The 21,195-nt window shown below is 72.6% G+C and carries 22 protein-coding genes; 9 read left to right on the top strand and 13 right to left on the bottom strand.

Going from position 1 to position 21,195, the window contains the following annotated elements; translation table 11 throughout:
• Positions 1–26 precede the first annotated feature (26 nt).
• A complete protein-coding gene (locus S1361_RS17255; RefSeq protein WP_208032734.1) occupies positions 27–539 on the bottom strand; it encodes a MarR family winged helix-turn-helix transcriptional regulator in 513 nt (170 codons plus the stop codon).
• Between the two features lie 129 nt (positions 540–668).
• Between S1361_RS17255 and S1361_RS17250 the strand changes: the two genes are divergently transcribed.
• Positions 669–1,460: a dioxygenase family protein gene (locus S1361_RS17250; RefSeq protein WP_208032733.1), complete on the top strand. Its 792-nt coding sequence runs from the start codon at positions 669–671 to the stop codon at positions 1,458–1,460.
• A 73-nt stretch (positions 1,461–1,533) separates the two neighbouring features.
• Here S1361_RS17250 and S1361_RS17245 read toward each other — a convergent pair whose 3' ends face one another.
• The gene (locus tag S1361_RS17245; protein WP_208032732.1) at positions 1,534–2,067 is read right to left on the bottom strand and encodes a GNAT family N-acetyltransferase; all 534 of its coding nucleotides are present in this window, start codon (positions 2,065–2,067) and stop codon (positions 1,534–1,536) included.
• Positions 2,068–2,281: 214 nt separating this feature from the next.
• On the opposite strand from S1361_RS17245, the gene S1361_RS17240 reads away from it, so the two are divergent.
• Together S1361_RS17240 and S1361_RS17235 are read left to right on the top strand one after the other, a co-directional pair.
• Positions 2,282–3,280 (top strand): sigma-70 family RNA polymerase sigma factor, encoded by a 999-nt coding sequence (locus S1361_RS17240; protein ID WP_208032731.1) that lies wholly within the window; start codon positions 2,282–2,284, stop codon positions 3,278–3,280.
• A gap of 551 nt (positions 3,281–3,831) precedes the next feature.
• Entirely contained in the window at positions 3,832–4,458 is a 627-nt protein-coding gene (locus S1361_RS17235; RefSeq protein WP_208036640.1) for a TetR/AcrR family transcriptional regulator, read from the top strand.
• 83 nt (positions 4,459–4,541) lie between these two features.
• On the opposite strand, the gene S1361_RS17230 is transcribed toward S1361_RS17235, so the two are convergent.
• On the bottom strand, positions 4,542–5,642 hold the full coding sequence (locus S1361_RS17230) for a helix-turn-helix transcriptional regulator (RefSeq protein WP_243769198.1): 1,101 nt from the start codon (positions 5,640–5,642) through the stop codon (positions 4,542–4,544).
• A gap of 62 nt (positions 5,643–5,704) precedes the next feature.
• Between S1361_RS17230 and S1361_RS17225 the strand changes: the two genes are divergently transcribed.
• The 5 genes from S1361_RS17225 to S1361_RS17205 all read left to right on the top strand — a co-directional run bounded on the left by S1361_RS17225 (position 5,705) and on the right by S1361_RS17205 (position 11,586).
• Complete coding sequence (locus S1361_RS17225) at positions 5,705–7,210, top strand: MFS transporter (RefSeq protein WP_208032730.1); 1,506 nt, start codon at positions 5,705–5,707, stop codon at positions 7,208–7,210.
• A gap of 209 nt (positions 7,211–7,419) precedes the next feature.
• Positions 7,420–8,181: a DeoR/GlpR family DNA-binding transcription regulator gene (locus S1361_RS17220; RefSeq protein ID WP_208032729.1), complete on the top strand. Its 762-nt coding sequence runs from the start codon at positions 7,420–7,422 to the stop codon at positions 8,179–8,181.
• Entirely contained in the window at positions 8,178–9,125 is a 948-nt protein-coding gene (pfkB, locus tag S1361_RS17215) for a 1-phosphofructokinase (RefSeq protein ID WP_208032728.1), read from the top strand. Before S1361_RS17220 ends, pfkB begins: the two co-directional genes overlap by 4 nt.
• Entirely contained in the window at positions 9,122–9,412 is a 291-nt protein-coding gene (locus tag S1361_RS17210; protein WP_208032727.1) for a hypothetical protein, read from the top strand. The genes pfkB and S1361_RS17210 overlap by 4 nt, the downstream gene beginning before the upstream one ends.
• Positions 9,409–11,586, top strand: a complete 2,178-nt coding sequence (locus S1361_RS17205) for a PTS fructose transporter subunit IIABC (RefSeq protein ID WP_208032726.1) — start codon at positions 9,409–9,411, stop codon at positions 11,584–11,586. The genes S1361_RS17210 and S1361_RS17205 overlap by 4 nt, the downstream gene beginning before the upstream one ends.
• Before the next feature lie 226 nt (positions 11,587–11,812).
• On the opposite strand, the gene S1361_RS17200 is transcribed toward S1361_RS17205, so the two are convergent.
• The 4 genes from S1361_RS17200 to S1361_RS17185 all read right to left on the bottom strand — a co-directional run bounded on the left by S1361_RS17200 (position 11,813) and on the right by S1361_RS17185 (position 16,379).
• Positions 11,813–12,559, bottom strand: coding sequence for a DUF6227 family protein (locus S1361_RS17200; protein WP_208032725.1), 747 nt, complete (start codon positions 12,557–12,559; stop codon positions 11,813–11,815).
• A gap of 157 nt (positions 12,560–12,716) precedes the next feature.
• Positions 12,717–13,934 (bottom strand): L,D-transpeptidase, encoded by a 1,218-nt coding sequence (locus tag S1361_RS17195; RefSeq protein WP_208032724.1) that lies wholly within the window; start codon positions 13,932–13,934, stop codon positions 12,717–12,719.
• 142 nt (positions 13,935–14,076) lie between these two features.
• A complete protein-coding gene (locus S1361_RS17190; RefSeq protein ID WP_208032723.1) occupies positions 14,077–15,099 on the bottom strand; it encodes a P1 family peptidase in 1,023 nt (340 codons plus the stop codon).
• Positions 15,100–15,140: 41 nt separating this feature from the next.
• Positions 15,141–16,379, bottom strand: a complete 1,239-nt coding sequence (locus tag S1361_RS17185; RefSeq protein ID WP_208032722.1) for a low temperature requirement protein A — start codon at positions 16,377–16,379, stop codon at positions 15,141–15,143.
• Between the two features lie 122 nt (positions 16,380–16,501).
• On the opposite strand from S1361_RS17185, the gene S1361_RS17180 reads away from it, so the two are divergent.
• Entirely contained in the window at positions 16,502–16,678 is a 177-nt protein-coding gene (locus S1361_RS17180) for a hypothetical protein (protein ID WP_208032721.1), read from the top strand.
• A 103-nt stretch (positions 16,679–16,781) separates the two neighbouring features.
• Here the strand turns inward: S1361_RS17180 and mscL are convergent, their stop codons facing one another.
• From mscL to S1361_RS17155, 6 genes are all read right to left on the bottom strand, one after another.
• Positions 16,782–17,258 carry a large conductance mechanosensitive channel protein MscL gene (mscL, locus tag S1361_RS17175; RefSeq protein WP_208032720.1) on the bottom strand — a complete coding sequence of 159 codons (477 nt, stop codon included), beginning with the start codon at positions 17,256–17,258 and terminating at the stop codon, positions 16,782–16,784.
• Between the two features lie 138 nt (positions 17,259–17,396).
• Positions 17,397–17,879, bottom strand: coding sequence for a hypothetical protein (locus tag S1361_RS17170; RefSeq protein WP_243769197.1), 483 nt, complete (start codon positions 17,877–17,879; stop codon positions 17,397–17,399).
• A 1-nt stretch (position 17,880) separates the two neighbouring features.
• A complete protein-coding gene (locus S1361_RS39225) occupies positions 17,881–18,063 on the bottom strand; it encodes a hypothetical protein (RefSeq protein WP_243769196.1) in 183 nt (60 codons plus the stop codon).
• A 274-nt stretch (positions 18,064–18,337) separates the two neighbouring features.
• Positions 18,338–19,171 carry an S-methyl-5'-thioadenosine phosphorylase gene (locus S1361_RS17165; RefSeq protein ID WP_208032718.1) on the bottom strand — a complete coding sequence of 278 codons (834 nt, stop codon included), beginning with the start codon at positions 19,169–19,171 and terminating at the stop codon, positions 18,338–18,340.
• A gap of 99 nt (positions 19,172–19,270) precedes the next feature.
• Positions 19,271–19,576 (bottom strand): FmdB family zinc ribbon protein, encoded by a 306-nt coding sequence (locus S1361_RS17160; RefSeq protein WP_208032717.1) that lies wholly within the window; start codon positions 19,574–19,576, stop codon positions 19,271–19,273.
• Positions 19,577–19,643: 67 nt separating this feature from the next.
• Positions 19,644–20,942, bottom strand: coding sequence for an MFS transporter (locus S1361_RS17155; RefSeq protein ID WP_208032716.1), 1,299 nt, complete (start codon positions 20,940–20,942; stop codon positions 19,644–19,646).
• Positions 20,943–21,195 lie beyond the last annotated feature (253 nt).

Raw genomic sequence — 21,195 nt, 5'->3', positions numbered from 1 at the left:
CGTGCGGCGAGCGGCCGGACGGTGATCTAGCGGAGCCAGGGAAGGTCCGCACCCGCTTCGTTGGGCTGGAGGCCCTCGGCGACGATCTCCATGATCTCGCCGAGGGCCTTCTGCTGTTCCGGGCTGAGCCGGTCGAACAGCGCCTGCCGTACGGCGGTCACATGGCCGGGCGCGGTGCGCCGCAGTACCTCGTGGCCCTCGTCGGTGAGCACGGCGAACTGGCCGCGCTTGTCCGAGGGGCAGTCCTCGCGCCGTACCCAGCCGTTCTTCTCCAGCCGGGCGATCGCGTGCGAGAGCCGGGAGCGGGTGATCTTGGCCTTCCTCGCCAGGTCGGTCATCCGCAGCCGGCGCCGGGGTGCCTCGGCGAGGCCGACGAGGAGGCCGTAGTAGATGTGCGGCATGCCCGCGTCGCGCTGCAGCTGCCGGTCGAGGTGGTCCTCCAGGAGGGTGGTGGCGTGCAGGTAGGCGCGCCAGATGCGCTGTTCCTCGTCGGTGAGCCAGCGGTGCCGTGCGGCGGCGGGGTCCGGTGCCGTGTTCATGGTTCCACTGTACGAGCCGTCTTCTTGAAACTTGAACAAGTCGGGCGTAGAGTTCCAGGTGAGAGCTTGAGAGTTAAAGCAACTTGCTCGACAGCAGTCCCAGCGTCTGGATCACCGGGAGCCGCCGCCATGTCCGCCGCCACCCAGGAGCGCATGCCCGCCCTGTACCTCAGCCACGGCGCCCCGCCGCTCGCCGACGACCCCGTTTGGCCCGGCCAGCTCGCCGCCTGGTCCGCCGGCCTGCCCCGGCCCAAGGCGATCCTCATGGTCTCCGCCCACTGGGAGGAGGCCCCGCTCGCCCTCGGCGCGGTCGAGACCGTCCCGCTCGTCTACGACTTCTGGGGCTTCCCGGAGCACTACTACCAGGTCCGGTACCCCGCCCCCGGCGCACCGGCGCTCGCCGAGGCCGTCCGCAAGCTGCTGCGCGCCCCCGGCACCCCCGTCCAGGACATCCCCGACCGGGGTCTCGACCACGGCGCCTACGTCCCCCTCGTCGAGATGTTCCCGGCCGCCGACATCCCCGTCCTGCAGATCTCCATGCCCACCCTCGACCCGGTGCGCCTGATGGACATCGGCCGCAAGCTCGCCCCCCTGCGCGACGAGGGCGTGCTGATCGTCGGCTCCGGCTTCTTCACGCACAACCTCGCCGCCCTGCGCCACGCCGGCCGGGGTGTGCCGAGCTGGTCCTCCGAGTTCGACGACTGGGGCCGGCGCGCCCTGGAGGCCCGCGACTGGGACGCCCTGCTCGACTTTCTGGACAAGGCCCCGGCCGGCCGGTACGCCCACCCGCGCACCGAACACTTCGCCCCCCTCTTCGTCACCATGGGCGCGGCGGAGGCCGGCGGCGAGCCGGCCGCGCAGAAGTCGGTGATCGACGGGTTCTGGATGGGAATGGCGAAGCGGTCCGTGCAGTTCGGATGAGCCGCGGCGGGCTCTCCCGCGGATGCTTCTCTCGCGGCGTTCCCCTGCGGAGGCTTCCTCGTGGAGGCTTCCCCTACAGAGGCCTCTCCGGCAGCGGTTTCTCGTACCAGGCCACGTCCCAGTAGCGGCCGAACTTGCGGCCCACCTCGTGGTACGTGCCGACGTACCGGAAGCCGAAGCCGGCGTGCAGCCGCTCGGACGCCTCGTTCGGCTGCGCGATGCCCGCGTAGGCGCGGTGTACGTCCTCCCCGGCCAGGGCGTCGAACAGGGCGCCGTAGAGCAGCGTGCCGATGCCGCGCCGGCCGGCGTCCGGGGCGACGTAGACCGAGGTCTCCACGGAGGGCGCGTACGCCGGCTTCGGCCGGTAAGGGCTGGACGTGGCGTAGCCCAGAATCTCCTGTGAGTCCGCGTCCGTGGCAACCATCAGCCGGTGCGGGCCGTCTTCCGGGTGGGAGAGCAGCCAAGGGCGGCGCTCTTCCGGGGAGAAGATCGCGGTATCGAATGTGATGGCCGTCTCACGTACGTAGTGGTTGTAGATCGCCGTGAGGGCGTCGAGGTCCCCCTCGATTCCCGGCCTGACCTGCACCTCGGCATGTTCCGACGACATCTCGCCTCCCTGCGCGGCGGAACAGGGTACTGCATGATCAGAAAAATTGAGGGGTGGGTTGGGAATTCTGTCCGGATTCCAGTCGTTGTTTCCCACGGATGCAGGGCACCCGGAGACAGTCTCGGAGCGAGTGAGTGAGTCCCGTAGACGGTCCTCCGCCGTGCCGGGCGTTCACCAGGACCACCCGCCAGCCCACCATCGCAAGGGAGCACGCATGGCAACCCGTGCCGTCGCCCGTCGTCAGTCCGCCACCGGCGAGACGGCCGACTCGGCAAGCAGTGTTCGCGCTCATGGCGGCGAGATCGCAGACCGCGACCTGGTCGGCATGTACCTCGACGAGATCGCGCGTACGCCGCTGCTCGACGCCGCAAAAGAGGTCGAGCTGTCCCAGACCATCGAGGCGGGTGTGTTCGCGCAACAGGTCCTCGACGGCGAGGAGCAGAGCAGGTCGGACGCCACCCGCGAGGAGCTCCAGGCCCTGGTCGACGCCGGTGAGCGCGCCAAGGACGTCTTCATCCGCTCCAACCTCCGCCTGGTCGTCGCGGTCGCCCGGCGCTACCCGCGCAGCGGGCTGCCCCTGCTCGACCTGATCCAGGAGGGCAACGCCGGTCTGGTGCGCGCCGTCGAGAAGTTCGACTACCGCAAGGGCTTCAAGTTCTCGACGTACGCCACCTGGTGGATCCGGCAGGCCATCACCCGCTCCATCGCCGACCAGTCCCGCACGATCCGGCTCCCCGTCCACCTGGTGGAGGAGCTGGGCCGCATCCGCCGTGTGCAGCGCGAGTTCAACCGCGAGAACGGCCGCGACCCGGAGCCCGCGGAGATCGCCGCGGAGCTGGGCTCGACGCCGGAGCGTGTCATCGACGTCCTCGACTGGGCCCGCGACCCGGTCTCGCTGAACATGTCGGTGGACGACGAGGGCGAGACCCAGTTCGGCGACCTGCTGGAGGACACCTCCGCGGTGAGCCCCGAGCAGTCGGTCCTGACCCTGCTGCGCAGCGAGGAACTGGACGACCTGATCGGCCGCCTGGACCAGCGCACGGCCTCCATCATCAAGATGCGGTACGGCATCGAGGACGGCCGCGAGCGCACCCTGACCGAGGTCGGCAAGGAGCACGGACTCACCCGTGAGCGGATCCGGCAGATCGAGAAGCACGCCCTGCTGGAGCTGAAGAAGCTGGCCCGGAGCACCGGTTTCGACGCGGCCGCGTGACGCAGGGGACCCCGGCTGCGGCCGTGAGGGTCCCTGGCGTACCCGGCGTACGGCGCACCGCGCGGCGCGCACCGGGGCGAAAGACGGCGCAAAGATGGCGTAGTACCACCGCTTCAACGCCTGGGCCCGGGGGAACAACCCTTCCGGGCCCAGTGGACCCCGGGCACCGCACTCCCCACGCACATCGCACCCCCGGCCACGACCTGGCCGGCCCCACGTGAACCACGTCCCGACGCACATCCCCCCCGGCGCCGGGACCTTCCCGAGCCGGGCTTCGGCGCCCATCCCCCCCCGGGCGCCGGAGTCCGGCTTCTTCTTGTGGTGAGGGGGTCTCCGGTCCTGCCGGGTGCGGGCACGGGGCGGTGCAGGTGCCCCGAATGCTGGAATGGCGGCCCACCCCGTACCTGAACCCCGGGGTGGACCACCGGATGGCAGATTCTGCCACACGGGCATAGCCTGCCGAGATGAGCACCACCCCCAGCGCCGCCCACCAGCCGGTTTCCGCCTCCGCGCCGATGTCCCTCACCGAACGCCGGAAGGCCGAGACCCGGATGGAGATCGCCCGGGCGGCGGCCGCCCTCTTCGTGCAGCAGGGCCTGCGGGCGACCCGCGCCGAGGACATCGCCCACGCCGCGGGCATCGCACCGCGCACCTTCTACCGCTACTTCGCCGGCAAGGAGGAGGCGGTGGCCCCGCTCTACGCGGCCGGCGCCCAGCGCTGGACCGAGGCGGTCCGTACGGCCCCGGCCCACCTGTCCCTCCCGCAGGCCCTGGAACACGCCGTCCAGCACACCCTCACGCCCGGCGTCGGCGTCTCGGCCGCGTCCTGGGAATGGGTGCGCACCCTCATCCGCCTGGCCGGCAGCAGCCCGGCCCTGGGCAAGGTGTGGGCGGAGGTGTGCCAGACGTCGGAGGGGGCGCTGACGGAGATCCTGGCGGCGCGGGTGCCGGGCGGGAAGGCCGGCGATGTGGACCTCCGCTTCGCCGCGGCCGTGGCCGGCGCCGCCGTCCGCGTGGCCGTGGAGTCCTGGGCCGTCACCACGAACCCACCCACCGGCCCCGGCGGCCCGGCAGCCCTGGCCCTGCGCAACTTGCATGCCCTACGGGACTTCGAGTGGGGCGGCTGTGGGGGCGGCAGTGAGGCGCGCGGAGGGTGCATGGGCGCGGGGGCCGAGTGAGCGGCGGCGGTGAGCGGGGAGTGGTGAGGCCGGCGCGTGGTGGAGGGGGCGGTCGAGGCCGCGCGGTGAGAGCAGCGGCCTGGTCAGCCGCGCCCCGGCGTCTCCGGCGCTCCCGGTGCCCCTGGCATCCGTAACGCTCCCGGTGTCTCCGGCGCTCCCGGCGCCCCCAACGCTCCCGGCGTCTCCGATGCCCCCGGGTCCTCCGTCCCCGGCCCCGGCCGCGCACCCGCGGCCCTGGTCAATCGGGCCCCCAACTCCCGTACTGAATCCGCCAGTTCCGCCGGGCCCCGGACCGAGAACTCGTGCCCCGTCATCGCCAGTCTCACCGCCAGCCACTCCACGGGGTCGCCGGTGGTGCCGTGGAGGAGGCAGCCGCCCTTGCCGTCGTCCTCGGGGGTTCCGAGCCACTTCGGTGTCCGCGCGGAGACCTGTTCGGCCGGGGCGGCGAACCGTACCTCGAACGCGTACGTCTCCTGCCGGCGGTGGATCGACTGCCGCAGATACTCGGCGGCGCTCCCCGTCGGCAACTCCCGCGGGGCGAACCGGACGCCGGTCACGAACGGCTCGCTCACCCGGTCGACCCGGAAGGTGCGCCAGTCGGCGCGGTCGAGGTCGTAGGCGACCAGGTACCAGCGCCGTCCCGTCGACACGAGCCGGTGCGGCTCGGTCAGCCGCCGGGACGCGCTGCCGTCCTTGTCGCGGTAGGCGAAGCGCAGCCGCTCGTTCCCCGCCACCGCCGAGGCCATCACGGTCAGCGTCTCCGGCGCGATGCTCGGCCCGTCCCCGCTGGTCAGCGGTGTCGTCGCGGCCTGCAGCGTGGACACGCGGTGGCGCAGCCGGGAGGGCAGCACCTGCTCCAGCTTGGCCAGCGCCCGTACGGAGGCCTCCTCGACCCCTTCCACGGCGTGCCCGGCACCGGCCCGCAGTCCCACCGCGATCGCGACCGCCTCCTCGTCGTCCAGCACCAGCGGCGGCATCGCCTTGCCCGCCACCAGCCGGTACCCGCCGTCCGCGCCCTTCGTCGCCTGCACCGGATAGCCCAGCTCGCGCAGCCGGTCGACATCCCGCCGCACGGTACGCCGTGACACCCCCAGCCGGTCGGCGAGTTCACCGCCGGGCCACTCGCGGGGCGTCTGCAGAAGGGAGAGGAGCTGGAGCAGCCGGGCTGGAGTGTCCGTCGTCATGGAGACGAGGATGCCGCAGATATAGGACACGATCTGACCTAATGGGGCTCTACGTTTCTCCCATGACCCCGAACGACAGCACCCTTGCTCCCACGGCGCCCGACCGCGCCCGCTGGCTGGCCCTGGCGATCGTCATGACCGCGGCCTTCATGGACCTGGTGGACGTCACGATCGTCAACATCGCGATCCCGTCCATTGAGCGGAGCGCCCACGCCTCGGTCGGCCAGATCCAGTGGATAACCGCCGGCTACGCCCTCGCGTTCGCCGCCGGCCTGATCACCGGTGGCCGGCTCGGCGACATCCACGGCCGCAAGCGGCTGTTCCTCCTCGGCATCGGCGGCTTCACGCTCGCCTCCGCCCTGTGCGGCTTCGCCGCGAACCCGGAGATGCTGGTCGCCTCCCGCATCCTGCAGGGCGGCATGGCCGCGCTGATGGTTCCTCAGGTGCTGTCCATCGTGCACGCCACCTTCCCGGCCGACGAACGCGGCAAGGTCTTCGGTCTGTTCGGCGCCATCGTCGGTCTCGGCGCGGTCTCCGGGCCGCTGCTGGGCGCCCTGCTGACGGAGTGGAACCTGTTCGGCCTCGAATGGCGGCCCATCTTCCTCATCAACCTCCCCGTAGGTGTCCTCGCCTGGCTGCTGGGCCGTCGCTTCATCACCGAGTCGAAGGCCCCCAGGGCGCTGAAGCTGGACCTCGTCGGCGTCGCCCTGGTGACGCTGGGCCTGGTGATGCTGCTCTACCCGCTCACCCGCGGCCGCGAGCTGGACTGGCCGCTGTGGGGGTACGGCTGCATGGCCGGCTCGCTCGTCGTCTTCGCGGCGCTGGTGTCGTACGAAAAACGGAAGGCGGCCCGGGACGGTTCCCCGCTCGTCGAGCTGTCCCTCTTCCGGGTGAAGAGCTTCGCCGCGGGCATCGCCGTACAGACCGTCTTCGGTGTCGCACTCGGCATCTTCTTCCTGGTCTGGACGCTGTACATGCAGATCGGCCTGGGCTGGAGCCCGCTGCGGGCCGGGCTGACCGGGGTGCCGTTCTCGCTCGCGGTGTCCACGGCCGCCGGGCTGTCGGTGCAGCAGCTGGTCCCGCGGTTCGGCCGGAAGGTGCTGCAGGCGGGCGCGCTGGTGATGGGCGCGGGCGTGCTGCTCTACCTGGCGGAGGCCCGCCACTACGGCCTCGCCATCGCCTCCTGGCAGATGGCCCTGCCGCTGGTCGTGATGGGGGCCGGCATGGGTCTGATCGTCGCGCCGCTGACCGACGCGGTGCTCTCGGAGGTGCCGCGCGAGCACGCGGGGTCCGCGTCCGGACTGATCAACACCGTGCAGCAGATGGGCAACGCGCTGGGGCTGGGGCTGGTGTCGGTGGTCTTCTTCGGGGAGATCGGTGACCGGCTGACCGCGGCGCAGGTCGGCCCGGCGTTCGTGCACGCCTTCCAGCACGCGCTGTGGTGGGTGGCCGGGATCATGGGCGCGATCTTCCTGCTGATGTCCGCCCTGCCGAAGCGTCCGGCCCAGCATGTGGAGGGCGCGGCGCAGGGGGCGTCAGCGGCGAAGGAGCCCGCACTGGCGCCCTGACCAGGGACGACGAGGGGCCCGGTACCGGTGCGGTACCGGGCCCTTCTGCTGCCCGGACGCACCGGAAGCCCGTTCCTGCCCGCAGTAGGCCCGAATCTGTTTACTTTCCGGGACATCCGGGCGTAACCTGCCGGTGAAACCACACGTTCGGGCATGAGCCCGGAAGTGATCGGACACCGGGTCGACCATCGAGGCGGAGGCGAAGGGACATGTACGCACCGGAGCGGCAGCAGGAGATCCTCCGGCTCGCCCGTGACGGCGGCCGGGTGGACGTGCTGTCGCTGGCCGAGGAGTTCCAGGTCACCGCGGAGACGATCCGCCGCGATCTGAAGGCCCTCGACCGCGCCGGTCTCGTCCGCCGGGTGCCCGGCGGTGCCATCCCGGTCGGCCGCCTCGACTTCGAGCCGGACCTCACCGAGCGCGAGGCCACCGCCGCCGACGAGAAGGACCGCATCGCCAAGGCCGCCCTCACCGAGCTGCCGGCCGAGGGCACGATGATCCTCGACGCCGGCACGACGGTCGCCCGGGTGGCCGGGGCCGTCCCGCTGGAGGCGCGGCTCACCGTCGTCACGCACTCCCTGCCGATCGCCGCCCGCCTCGCCGACCACCCGGGCATCCAGCTCCACCTGGTCGGGGGCCGCGTACGGCACCGGACGCGCGCCGCCGTGGACGCCTGGGCGCTGCGCGCGTACGGCGAGATCCGCGCCGACGTACTGTTCGTCGCCGCCAACGGGTTCTCCGCCGAGCACGGTCTGACCACTCCCGACCTCGCCGAGGCCGCGGTCAAGCGGGCCGCCGTCGCCGCCGCCCGCCGCGTGGTGCTGCTGGCCGACTCCTCCAAGCACGGCCAGGAGCACTTCGCCCGCTTCGGCGACCTGAGCGATGTGGACCTGCTGATCACCGACAGCGGGCTGAGCCCGGAAGACGCCGCCGCCATCGAGCGCGGCGGCACGGAGGTAGTGCGCGCATGATCCTCACCGTCACCCCCAACCCCTCCCTCGACCGCACCTACGAGGTCCCCGTCCTGGAACGCGGCGAGGTCATCCGCGCCGACGGCGAGCGCATGGACCCCGGCGGCAAGGGCGTGAACGTCTCGCGGGCCGTCGCCGCGGCCGGCCGGCGCACGGTCGCCGTCCTGCCCCTGGGGGGTGCGCCGGGCGCACTCGTCGCCGATCTGCTCGACGCGCAGGGCATCGAGGTCGCGCCGGTCCCGGTGGCCGGTGCCACCCGCTCCAACATCGCGCTCGCGGAAGCCGACGGGGTGCTCACCAAGATCAACGCGCCGGGCCCGGAGCTGTCGGCGGCCGAACAGGAACTCCTCCTGGACGCCGTCCGCGCGCACTCCGCCGACGCCGACTGGATCGCGTGCTGCGGCAGCCTGCCCCGGGGGCTCGCGCCCTCCTGGTACGCCGACGTCGTCATGCGGGCCCACGCCGGGGGTGCACGCATCGCGCTGGACACCTCCGGGCGCGCGCTCCTGGAGGCGCTGCGCGCGCGGCCCGACGTGGTGAAGCCGAACGCCGAGGAGCTCGCGGAAGCCGTCGCACGCCCCTTGGCGACCGTGGGCGACGCGCTGAAGGCGGCCGAGGAGGTGCGGGCGATGGGCGCGGGCGCCGTGCTCGCGAGCCTGGGCGCCGACGGTCAGCTCCTGGTGTCGGACACCGGCGCCTGGTTCGGCAGCGCGCGGGTGTCCACCGTCCGCAGCAACGTCGGCGCCGGTGACGCCTCACTGGCCGGCTTCCTCATCGCCGGCGGCACCGGACCCGAGGCGCTCGCCTCCGCCGTCGCCCACGGCGCCGCCGCCGTGCAGCTCCCCGGCAGCGTGATGCCGACCCCGGCCGACCTGGATCCGGCGGCGGTGACGGTCACGGCCGACATCCCCCTGGACCGCGAACTGACGGAGCCGGTGTCATGATCCCGATCGCGTACGGCGGCATCCGCCCCGGTTTCCGCCGCCTGGGCGGACGCGGCGGATCCGGCCGGCCGGAGACGCCCACCCCACCGGCCGACGAGCGGCGAGGCTCCCCGTTACTCGCCGAGGCCCCCAGACGGTACGGCCACCCCAGCCCCCGTCCCGTCCCGCTCGGGCAGGGCTTCCCCGGCCCCGCCTCCCGCACCGCCCCCTCCCCCCACCGCATCCCCGTCCCCACTCCCGCCCACCCCACTCCCCGGGCGATACGCGTGCATAGGAGCCCGCGATGAGCGAAATGATCACCGCGGACCTGGTCGACCTCGACCTGTCCGCCGACAGCAAGGAAGCGGCGGCCCGTGCCCTCGCCGAGCGCATGGTGGCCCAGGGCAGGGTGACCGACCTGGACGGCTTCCTCGCCGACGTCGCTGCCCGCGAGGCCCAGATGCCGACCGGACTCGACGGCGGCATCGGCATCCCGCACTGCCGCAGCGCCCATGTCACCGAGCCGAGCCTCGCCTTCGGCCGCAGCTCCGCCGGCATCGACTTCGGCGCCGCGGACGGTCCGGCCGACCTGATCTTCCTGATCGCGGCCCCCGCCGGCGCCGACGACGCCCACCTCACGATCCTCTCCAACCTCGCCCGCCAGCTGATGAACACCGAGTTCACGGACGCGCTGCGGTCGGTGCGGGACGCGGCGACGGCGGCGGCGCTGATCCGCGGGGACGAGGTGCCCTCCCAGGGCGGCGCGCAGGACACCGGGGACGCTCAGGGCGCCGCGAGCGCCGCTCAGGGCGCCGCAGGTGCTGCTGAGGGCACCGCGGGCGCCCCCGAAGACACCGCTGCGGCTCCGGTGGCGGCCTCCGCCGGCGCCGCGGCGGGCAGCACGGCCCCGGCACCGGGTGCGGCCGTCACGGACGGATCCGCCCCGGCGCCGGGCGCCACGGCCGCCTCCGCCGGGACTCCCTTCCGTATCGTCGCCGTCACGTCCTGCCCGACCGGCATCGCCCACACCTACATGGCGGCCGAGTCGCTGGAGAACGCCGGCCGTGAGGCGGGCGTCGAGCTGGTCGTGGAGACGCAGGGCTCGGCCGGTTTCACGCGGCTGGACCCGGCGGTCGTCGCGGCGGCGGACGCCGTGATCTTCGCCCACGACGTGCCCGTACGCGACAAGGACCGCTTCGCGGGCAAGCCGACCGTCGACGTGGGCGTGAAGGCGGGCATCAACCGTCCTGCCGAACTCATCGCCGAGGTCCGCGAGAAGGCGGCGCGCGGCGAGGTGAGCGCCCCGGCGCACAGGCCGGCCACGCCGGTCGAGCGCGCCGGCGACTCCACCGAGGGCTACGGCACCAAGCTCCGCAAGTGGCTGATGTCCGGCGTCAGCTACATGGTCCCGTTCGTCGCCGCGGGCGGCCTGCTCATCGCGCTGGGCTTCGCGATCGGCGGCTGGCAGGTCAACAAGGCTCCCTCGGTCATGGACCACTTCGTGTGGACGCAGACCGCCAGCTGGGGCGCCCTGCTCTTCCAGATCGGCGGCGTGGCCTTCGGCTTCCTGGTCCCGGTCCTCGCCGGCTACATCGCCTACGGCATGGCCGACCGGCCGGGCCTGGTCCCCGGCTTCGTGGGCGGCGCGATCTCCCTCACCATCAACGCCGGCTTCCTCGGCGGTCTGGCGGCCGGTCTGATCGCCGGTGGTGTGGTGATGGCGATCCAGCGGGTGAACATCCCGGCGACGTTGCGCGGCATCATGCCCGTGGTGGTGATCCCGCTGATCTCCTCGGCGATCGTCGGATTCCTGATGTTCGTCGTGATCGGCAAGCCCATCGCCGGCGCACAGAAGGGCCTGACCGACTGGCTGAACGGCCTCACCGGCACCAACGCCATCCTGCTCGGCGCCCTGCTCGGCCTGATGATGTGCTTCGACCTGGGCGGCCCGGTCAACAAGGTCGCCTACACCTTCGCCACCGCCGGCATCGCGGTCTCCAACCCCAGCGACTCCGCGATGAAGATCATGGCCGCGGTGATGGCGGCCGGCATGGTCCCGCCGCTGGCGATGGCCCTGGCCACCACCGTGCGCGGCAGGCTGTTCACCCCGACCGAGCGTGAGAACGGCAAGGCCGCCTGGGTCCTGGGCGCGTCCTTCATCTCCGAGGGCGCGATCCCGTTCGCGGCGGCCGACCCGCTGCGGGTCATCCCGTCCGCGATGGTGGGCGGCGCGCTCACCGGTGCCCTGTCGATGGGCTTCGGCGCCACCCTGCGCGCCCCGCACGGCGGCATCTTCGTGGTCCCGCTGATCGGCAACCCGTTCCTGTACCTGGTGGCCATCGCGGTCGGCGTCTGCGTCACCACCGCTCTGGTGGTCCTCCTCAAGGGCATGCGCAAGCCGGCCCCGGAGTCCGGGGCCACCGACCCGGCCGCACAGCAGGCCACCACGCCGAAGGAGACCAAGCAGCCGGTGGCGGCCTGACCGCCACGGCACCACCCACGGCACCTGCGCGGCACGGCCCGGGGCTTCGGTCCCGGACCGTGCCGCGTCTCACGTACGACCGGATTTCCAGCCGGGGTGCGGTGCGGGCGGCTCTGCTGCCGGGGCGCAGGTACAGCCGGTTTTCCTGCCCAGGTCGCACGGACGGCCGGCGCTCTACACGGATCGCGGGCAGGCCGCTACGGCTGTCGGGGCGGGGGTGCGCCCGCTACCCCTGCCGGGCCGCGCGTCGTTCCATCGCGTCGCGGGCCGCGTCCTCCGACATGTACACCTCGCACATGTGCCGCCCGTCCGGCGTCGCCGTGTGCTCGACCTCCCACAGGGAGATTTCGGTGCCGTCCGGCAGCAGGAAGGCGTGCTCGTACAGCGCGTAGCTCAGCCCCGTCCGGCCGGCCCGCCCGGGGCGGCCGAACGCCTGGGTGATCTCGTGCGCGGTCGCCGTCGCCAGCAGTGCCGCCGTCTCCGGGCCGGGCCGGTCGGGGTTCTCCGCGCGGCGCAGCAGCCGACGCGCGTGGTCCGCCGAGTCGTCGGCGGCGTACATCTGCCGGGGCTCGGGGATCGCCCACAGCCGCATCAGCGCCGGCAGCTCGAAGTGCTGCGCCTCCGGCGGCATCCCGAGCCGGGCCGTGGCGGTCTGCAGCTCCTCCTCGTCGACGTACACCTCGTGCTCGGGGGCGCTGCCGGGCGTCGGGTTGTGCACCAGCTCCCACAGCGTGACCGCCGAGCCGTCGGCGAGCAGCCAGGTGTGCCGGTAGGTCTCCCGGTGCAGCCCCGCGCTGTGGTACGCGGAGTGCAGCGAACTGTCGTGCGCCAGCGCGCAGTCGAGGCGCCTTATCACCTCGTCGGGCAGTTCGAACGAGTTCAGGGCACGGCCGAGGAGCCGCGCGAGATGCTCCTCAGGAGACTCGGGCGACTCGGCTGATTCGTACGCTGCCGTCTCGTACGGAACGCTCAAGGCATCTCCCGGCGTTGCTGCATGTCACCTTGTGGGTGCATACCGTAGCCCCTCGGTCGGACATCATGTCCGGGAACCGAGAAAACGTGCGTCGGGAAAACGCGCGGGCCGCGCGAAAAATTCCCGCGCGGCCCGCCGTGGTGTCAAAACCCGCCGCTCAGGCGGCACTTCCCGCGGTCCAGGCGCTCCACGACATGTTCCAGCCGTTGAGCCCGTTGTCGGGCGAGACCGTGGTGTCGGGGGAGTTCTTCACGACCACGACGTCCCCGACGAGCGAGTTGTCGAAGAACCACTTGGCCTGGGTGGCGCCCTGCGCCCCCTGCACGTCCGCGAGACCGACGCAGCCGTGGCTGGTGCCCTCGCGCCCGAACGGGGGATTGCCCTTGTTGTACCAGTAGTTCCCGTGGATGAACGTCCCCGACGTGGTCAGCCGCATCGCGTGCGGCACGTCCGGGATGTCGTACTCCCCGCCGAAGCCGACCGTCGAGCCGTTCATACGGGTCTGCACGAACTTCTCGGCGATCACCATCTGCCCGTTGTACGTCGTGTGCTGCGGGCTGCCCGCCGAGATCGGCACCGTCTTGAAGGTCTTGCCGTCCCGCACGACCGTCATGGTCTGCGTGCGGACGTCGACCGTGGAGACCTGCGACCGCCCGATCGTGAAGGAGACGGTCTTCTTCTGGACCCCGTAGACGCCCTTCGCGCCCTGCACCCCGTCCAGGTCGATGGCGAGCGTGACCTTGGACCCGGCCTTCCAGTACTCCTGCGGACGGAAGTCGAGCCGGCGGTCCCCGAACCAGTGGCCGACCACCTGCTGGCCGCTGGTGGAGTTGACCGTGATGTGGGACTGCACGGCCTTCTTGTCGGTGATGGACTTGTCGAAGGTGAACGACACCGGCATGCCGACCCCGACCGTCGAGCCGTTGTCGGGCGTGTAGGTGCCGATGAAGCTGTTCGCCGAGCTGACGGTGGTGAAGATGGAGTTGGCCGCCGCGGTACGGCCGTCGGCGTCCTTCGCGGTCGCGGCTATCTGGTACTTCGTCCCGCGCTCCAGCTGCGCCTGGGGCTTCCAGCTGTGGCCGTCCGCCGATATCGCCCCCGGCACGGTCTGCCCCGAGCCCGCCACGGTCATCTTCACGTCCGTCAGCTTGCCGTCGCTGACCTTCACCCCGGTGGCGTTGATGGACGCCCCGGTCGAACCGTCCTTGGCCGAGATCGCGATCTTCGCCGTCGACGTCTTGGGGGAGTCCTTGCCGCCCTTGCCGTCGTCGGTCGCGTTGGCGCTGCCGCCGCAGGCGGTCAGGGTGAGGGCGCCGACCACCAGGGCGGCACAGGCCCCCAGTGCGCGCCGCGCTGCAATGTCCGGCCTTGTCACGGGCTGCTCCAGGTTCGTGTGATGTGCGTGATCCGTTCCAGTGCGTGGAGAAAGAGGGCACCGGAGCCGGGGTAGGTTCCCACCGGTGCCCGGGAACGCCATCACGTGACAGAACCGCGACAATCCAGGGCTCAACCCGGCCCTAGCGGCCGTACAACTCCCCGTACGACGGCCACGCTCCGCCCGGTCCGTCGACCGACTCGGCAGCGCGTACGGCGCGTACGATCGCACGCGTCACGAGGTCCGCGCCGGCGGCCAGGATGTCGTTGAGCGCCAACGGGTGCGCGCCGAGCGGCTGGGCGCCGGTCGCGAGGGCGAACACCGTGTCGCCGTCGTGCAGAAGGTGCACCGGCCGGACGGCGCGCGCGATGCCGTCGTGCGCCGTGCCCGCGAGCTTCTGCGCCTGCGCCTTGGTGAGGTCCGCGTCCGTCGCTACCACCGCCAGCGTCGTGTTGAGCGGTGCCGGCGCGTTCCCGGCGGCGGCCTCGTCCAGGCGCCGGCGCGCGGCTTCGTGCACGCGCCCCTCCGGATACTCCACCCGCCCCTGGAACAACTCCCCGTACAGCACCCCCGTCTCCGGATCCAGCACCGACCCCGCCGCGTTCGCCACCACCAGCGCCGCCACGGTGATCCCCGAGTCGAGCACCGTACTCGCGGTGCCCACCCCGCCCTTGAGCGGTCCGGCGACGGCGCCCGTGCCGGCACCGACGCACCCCTCCGGCACCCGCGCGCCCGGCGCGGTCGCCGCCGCGGCCTCCACCGCCGCGCGTCCCGTCGCCGCGTCCGGACGGGCCCGGAAGTCGCCGCCGCGCCCCAGGTCGAAGACGCACGCGGCCGGTACCACGGGCACGACATGCGCCGGGTCCGCGCCCACCGGCACCCCGCGCCCCTGCTCCTCCAGCCAGGCCATCACCCCCGACGCCGCGTCCAGTCCGTACGCGCTGCCTCCGGTCAGCACGACCGCGTCGACCTTCTGCACCACGTTGCGCGGGTCGAGCGCGTCGGTCTCCTTGGTGCCGGGGCCGCCGCCGCGCACGTCCACGGCGGCGACGGCGCCGCCCTCGGGCGCGAGGACGACCGTGGTGCCGGTGAGCCGGCCGTCGCCGCTGCGGGTGGCGTGTCCCACCCGCAGCCCGGCGACATCCGTCAATGCGTCAGCTGTCATGGACGCCAGTCTGGCCCAGCCGGCACGCCGTTCCGAAGGACTCAGCCGGCCGGGGCGGTGGCGCCCGTCCCGCGGTCCCGGGCGGCCGTGCGCACGGTCAGGGCCGCGCCGACGGCCACCGCGGCGGAGGAGACGAGCCCCGCCGCGAGCACCGCCCACTCGCGCAGGAAGGTGCAGCAGATCACCAGCAGCGCCGTGACCGGCAGCACCAGCTGCTGGGCGAGGCCCACCTTGAAGTGGCGGGAGTGCAGCGCCCACACGGTCAGCAGATACAGCGCCGTCGGCAGGGTGACCGCCGCGGAGGCGGACAGGGCGGAGATGTGCGCCTTGCCGACCGCCTGTTCCACGGCCACCTCCAGACCCGCGCCGATCGCCGCCGCCGAGGCGAAGACGAAATAGTGCCCGTAGCCCCAGACGAACGCCCGCCGGCTGGAGCGCAGGTGACCGTGGATGGGCACCACGAAGTAGATCCACCACGCGGAGAACACGATCAGCAGGCCGCCCGCCGCGATGGGCAGCAGCTCGCCCAGCGCGTCGTGCTCGTCCGCGCCCGACTTCACGGCCACGGTGGCCGCGGCGATCGTCTCGCCGAGCACGATGATCGTGAACAGTCCGTACCGTTCGGCGATGTGACGCGGATGCCAGGAGGTCTCCTGGGCCTTCTCCGCGTACAGCGGCACGCTCAGTTCCGCGACCGCCATCACCAGGAACACCCACGGCCGGGCCGGCTCCGGCAGCAGCACCAGACCCAGCCAGCCGACCTGGCACAGCAGCACCCCGTACGCGTACCGCAATGCCGCGGTCCGCTCCCCGCCGGTGGCCGATCGCGCGGCTCTCAGCCACTGCCAGGCCATCGCCAGCCGCATGATCAGGTAGCCGAGCCAGACCAGCAGGAAGTCGTGGTGCGTGGCGGCCCGGGAGATCCCGGCGGCCAGGACCAGGACACCGGCGATCTGGACGAGGGTGACGACCCGGTACAGCGCGTCGTCGTTGTCGTACGCCGAGGCGAACCAGCTGAAGTTCATCCACGCCCACCAGATGGCGAAGAACGCCATCGCGTAGTTGAGGATCCCCTCGCCCGCGTGCCCTGCCGCGACGGAATGCACCAGCTGCACACCCGCCTGCGCGATCGCCACGACGAAGCACAGGTCGAAGAACAGCTCCAGCGGAGAGGCGACGCGGTGCGCCTCGTCGCGCCCCCGCGCGGTGAGCCGTCGCAGGGGGCCGGAAGGCTGCGGTGCGCCCGAGGGAGCGGGTGCCGGGGCGGAACTCGACGTCATGGTCCCAGCAGATCAGAAAATCCCGGTGAAATCCTGTGCAGGCGTTCCCGAGCGGGCCGGGGACCCCCGGCCCGGCGGAAAGCCCAGGCGGGGCGGCCCGGCGGGCACCGTACCCTTGAGGCATGAGCACCGCTCCCGAGCCCGAGCCGCGCGATCCGAAGCCCGCGCTGGTCTTCGACGACCCGCTGGACCAGCAGTCCTCGGACGACACCGACCGCGGGTGGGGCGAACGCCCGGCCGGCGACAGCGCCGCCGACCTCAGGCGCTTCCTCGACGAGAAGCCGCCCCACCACCTCTGAGCCGCCTGCGGGAGCCGCCGAGCCGCCTGCGGGAGCCAGTCGGCCGTCCGCCCGAGCCGGTGGCCCGCCTGCGGGAGTCGCTGGGCCGCCCGCGGGAGCGCCGTCAGCGTTCGTCGTGGCCGGACCCGCGCTGTGCGACCAGCGCGTCGCGGATCTCCTTGAGCACCTCCAGCTCGGACACCTCGATGACCTCCTTCGTGCCCTCCCGCGCCGCCTTCCGCGCGGCCTGCCGGGCCAGGTACTTCGACATCGGCAGGACCATCAGGAAGTACACGACCGCCGCGGTGATCACGAAGGTGAGCGTGGCGCCCAGGACGGAGCCCCACAGGATCGGCACCCCGCTCTTGACCGTGCCGTCCGCGCCGACCTGGCACGGGTCCTTCAGGCACGAGCTGTAGTTGTCGAGGTTCTGCGTTCCGATCGCGCCGACCAGCGGGTTGATGATCCCCTTCACCACCGCGTTGACGATGTTCGTGAAGGCCGCGCCGATGACCACCGCGACTGCCAGGTCGACGACGTTGCCGCGCATCAGGAAGGCCTTGAAGCCGTTCCAGACGCTCGGTTCCTTCTTCGCGCTCACCTAGGGGACCCTCCTCGTATGCACAGGTTGTGGAACGAAACGCTCCGCAACCTACGGCACGGCGCGGCGGGCGTGTCCAGTCCCGTAGCACGTTCGTGAGGCTCGACAGCAGGCCGCCGACAGCGCGTACGAGCCGGTTCAGCACAGCGTCACCGCCAGGCGTGCGGTGGCGCTCGCGCCGACCAGCCGCGCCGCCGTGGCACGCGGCACCGCCAGCACGACCAGCGCGCCGCTCTCGGCGGCGCCGTCCAGCGGCTCGGGCACCTTCGTCACCCGTACCCCGCGCGCGAGCACCCGGACTCCGCCTCCGGCCGACGGGTCCGCCGCGGCGATCACGTCGACGCGGTCTCCGGGCCGCAGCAGCCGTACCGTGGCGGCGTCGGCGATCCGCACCGGCGCCGCCACCGCCTCGACCACCGGGTGCCGGTGTCCGGGGTCCGCGGTCCGGTGGGACCGGGGCCGCTCCGCGCCGTGCGGTTCCGTCCCGCTCCGGGGACCCGCGGCCACGAGTGCCGCCGCGGTCACCGCGAGGCCGGCCGCGAGGGACCGTCGGCGGTGCCGTACCAGCCGCTGCAGCAGGTACCGCCCGCCGCGCACCCGCACCGGATCGAACGGGGGCACCTCACAGGTCGGCGGGGCGTCCGTACCCAGCGGGTGCGGTGGCCGGAGGGGAGGGGCAGAGGAAGGGGTCGGGGGCGGGGGTGAGGAGGACGAAGGCATGGGGATCACCGCCTGCGGCGAGGAGTTCGGCTTGCGGTCCCACGATGAGGCCCCGCGCCGGATCCCGCCGGAGCCGGTGGACCACCGGCCGATTGTGGATAACTCGCCCACCCGAACGAGAAGTTCCGCCCGCCTTGCCGGGCCCTGCCCTGCCGGGCCCTGCCCTGCCGGGCCCCGCCCGGCCCGCGCCCGCCCGGCCCGCGCCCGCCCGGCCCGCGCTCACCTGCTCCCGCCCGTCCGGCTGAAGCTCCCCGCCCGGCCCGCGCCCGCCTGGCTCGCGCTCACCTGCTCCCGCCCGCCTGGCTGAAGCTCCCCGTCCGGCTGAAGCTCCCCGTCCGGCTGGAGCTCCGCCCTTCGCCCTACGGCAGCTCGAACCCCGGATCCATCCCCCCGAGCGCGTTCACGCACAGGCAGTCCCGTTCGTCGGTCTCCGGCAGTGCCGCCACCGCGTCGAACAGGACGCCGCGCAGCCGGTCCACGTTGGCCGCGAACACCCGGAGCACCTCCTCGTGGGAGACGCCCTCCCCGGTCTCGGCGCCCGCGTCGAGGTCGGTGACCAGGGTCAGCGAGGCGTAGCACAGCTCAAGCTCCCGGGCGAGCGCGGCCTCGGGGTGGCCGGTCATGCCCACCACCGACCAGCCCTGTGCCTGGTGCCACAACGATTCGGCGCGGGTGGAGAACCGCGGTCCCTCGACCACGACCAGCGTGCCGCCGTCCACCGGTTCCCAGTCCCGGCCGCGGGCCGCCTTCAGCGCGGCGGCCCGCCCGGTGGGGCAGTAGGGGTCGGCCATGGACACGTGCACGACGTTGGGCACGGTGCCGTCGGGCAGCGGCAGCCCGTCGAAGTAGGTCTGCGCCCTGGACTTCGTACGGTCCACCATCTGGTCCGGCACGAGCAGGGTGCCCGGGCCGTACTCGGGGCGCAGCCCGCCCACCGCGCACGGGCCGAGGACCTGCCGGACGCCGACGGAGCGCAGGGCCCACAGGTTGGCGCGGTAGTTGATGCGGTGCGGCGGCAGGTGATGGCCACGGCCGTGCCGGGGCAGGAAGGCGACCCGCCGGCCGGCGATCTCGCCGAGGAAGAGGGAGTCGCTGGGCGCTCCGTACGGGGTGTCCACCTGGATCTCGGTCACGTCGTCCAGGAAGGAGTAGAAACCCGAGCCGCCGATTACGCCGATCTCTGCGTTCGCCATGACCAGCACACTAGCGGGCCGCGAAAGCGCGGGGGAGCCGGTGCCGGGGAACGCCGAAGACCCTGCCGTCGCGGGACGGCAGGGCCGGGGTGAGAGGTCTCAGGCGGCGGAGCTGCTGGTGGAGCTCGACGAGGTCGAGGACGAGGACGTCGAGGACGTCGAGGCCGACGTCTTCGAGTCGGACGACGAGCCGGTCGACTTCGACGCCGGGGTGCTGCTCGACGTGGAGCCGCGCGAGTCGTTGCGGTAGAAACCGGAGCCCTTGAAGACGATGCCGACCGCGGAGAACACCTTCTTCAGGCGGCCCTTGCAGCTGGGGCACTCCGTCAGGGCGTCGTCGGTGAACTTCTGCACCGCCTCAAGGCCCTCGCCGCACTCGGTGCACTGGTACTGGTAGGTCGGCACTGTCTTCCTCCTGGCACTCTCACTCGATGAGTGCTAACGACGATCCATAGTGACGTATTCCCGGGAATCAGTCCACCGTGACGGGCACGCGGTGACCGACGCCACGCGCGACCGTGCGGTTCGGCTGCCGCGGGACCAGCCGGGAGCGCAGCGTCACCAGGGTGGCCAGCGCCAGCACGGTGCCGGCCATCGGCACCAGGAATCCGGCGCCGTCCCACAGCCGGTCCTCCAGCTGCCCGGCGACCGTGACGGCGGCGGCCTGGCCGAGCGCGACGGCACCGGTCAGCCAGGTGAAGGCCTCGGTGCGGGCGCCGGCCGGGACGAGGCTCTCGACCAGCGTGTAACCCGTGATCAGCGACGGCGCGATGCACATGCCGACCAGCAGGCCGAGCGCGGCGAGCAGCAGCACCGAGTGCGCAGTCCACAGGGCGGACGCCGCCAGCGCGAGCGCCGTGTAGCCGACCATCAGGCGCTTCTGCGGAGCCGCCTTCCAGGCGATCGCCCCGCAGGCGATGCCGGAGAGCATGTTGCCGGCGGCGAAGACGCCGTACAGGACGCCGTTCAGGCCGGGCTCGCCGATCGACTCGGTGAAGGCCGCGAGCGACACCTGCATGCCGCCGAAGACCGAGCCGATGCCGAGGAAGGTCACGACCAGCACGCGCACGCCCGGGACGCGCAGGGCGGAGGCGTGCCGCACGCGCGCGTGCCCGCCCTCCGCGGACACCGGCGGCTGCGTGCTCTTCTGCGCGGCGAAGAGCAGACCGCCGACGAGGGTCAGCGTGGCCTCGGTGACCAGGCCCGCCGCCGGCGTCACGGCGGTGCACAGCGCGGTCGCCAGCAGCGGGCCGAAGACGAAGGTCAGCTCGTCGGTGACGGACTCGAAGGCCGCCGCGGTGGTCATCAGGGGCGAGCCCTGGAGCTTCACGCCCCAGCGGGCCCGCACCATGGGGCCGACCTGCGGCACCGAGGCGCCGGTCGGGACGGCCGCCAGGAACAGCGCCCACAGGGGTGCGTGGGCCAGCGCGAGCGCCGTCAGGGACAGGCCGGAGACGGCGTGCACCAGGACGCCGGGGAGCAGGACGGCACGCTGGCCGTAGCGGTCGGCGAGGCGGCCGCTGTAGGGCGCGAACAGCGCCATGGAGACACCGGTGGCGGCCGCGGCGGCGCCCGCGGCGCCGTACGAGCCGGTGGTGTGCTGGACGAGCAGCACGATGGAGAGGGTGAGCATCGCGAACGGCTGGCGTGCCGCGAAGCCGGGCAGCAGGAACGTCCAGGCGCCGCGGGTGCGCAGCAGTTGTCCGTATCCGGGGCGGGAGGACGCCGGCGAGGTCTTCTCCGGTTCGGTGGTGGTGACCGTGGATCCCACGGCCCGTGCCTTTCTGCCGCCTGGTAGCGCGGGCCCCGTGCGGGCCGGGCGCCGAGAGCTGTCCTCTTGCGCGGACTGCGGTAGATACCGGCGCCCACTGAGGTGTGGGGGGCGACACGGCCGCCATGCGGTCGCGCCAGCTCTGCGTCAGGCAGAGTTGGTTCGATCAGGGTGCGCCTTCATCGTACAGGGATCACTGCTTGCCCGGCTGTGAAAACGAGCACGATGAGCGTGGTCACCTGGGATTTCATGG

Origin of the sequence: Streptomyces cyanogenus, from assembly GCF_017526105.1 — a bacterium.
Lineage (GTDB): Bacteria > Actinomycetota > Actinomycetes > Streptomycetales > Streptomycetaceae > Streptomyces > Streptomyces cyanogenus.
The sequence above is the reverse complement of the archived record's forward strand: the minus strand, read 5'-3'. Positions and strand labels throughout refer to the sequence as shown.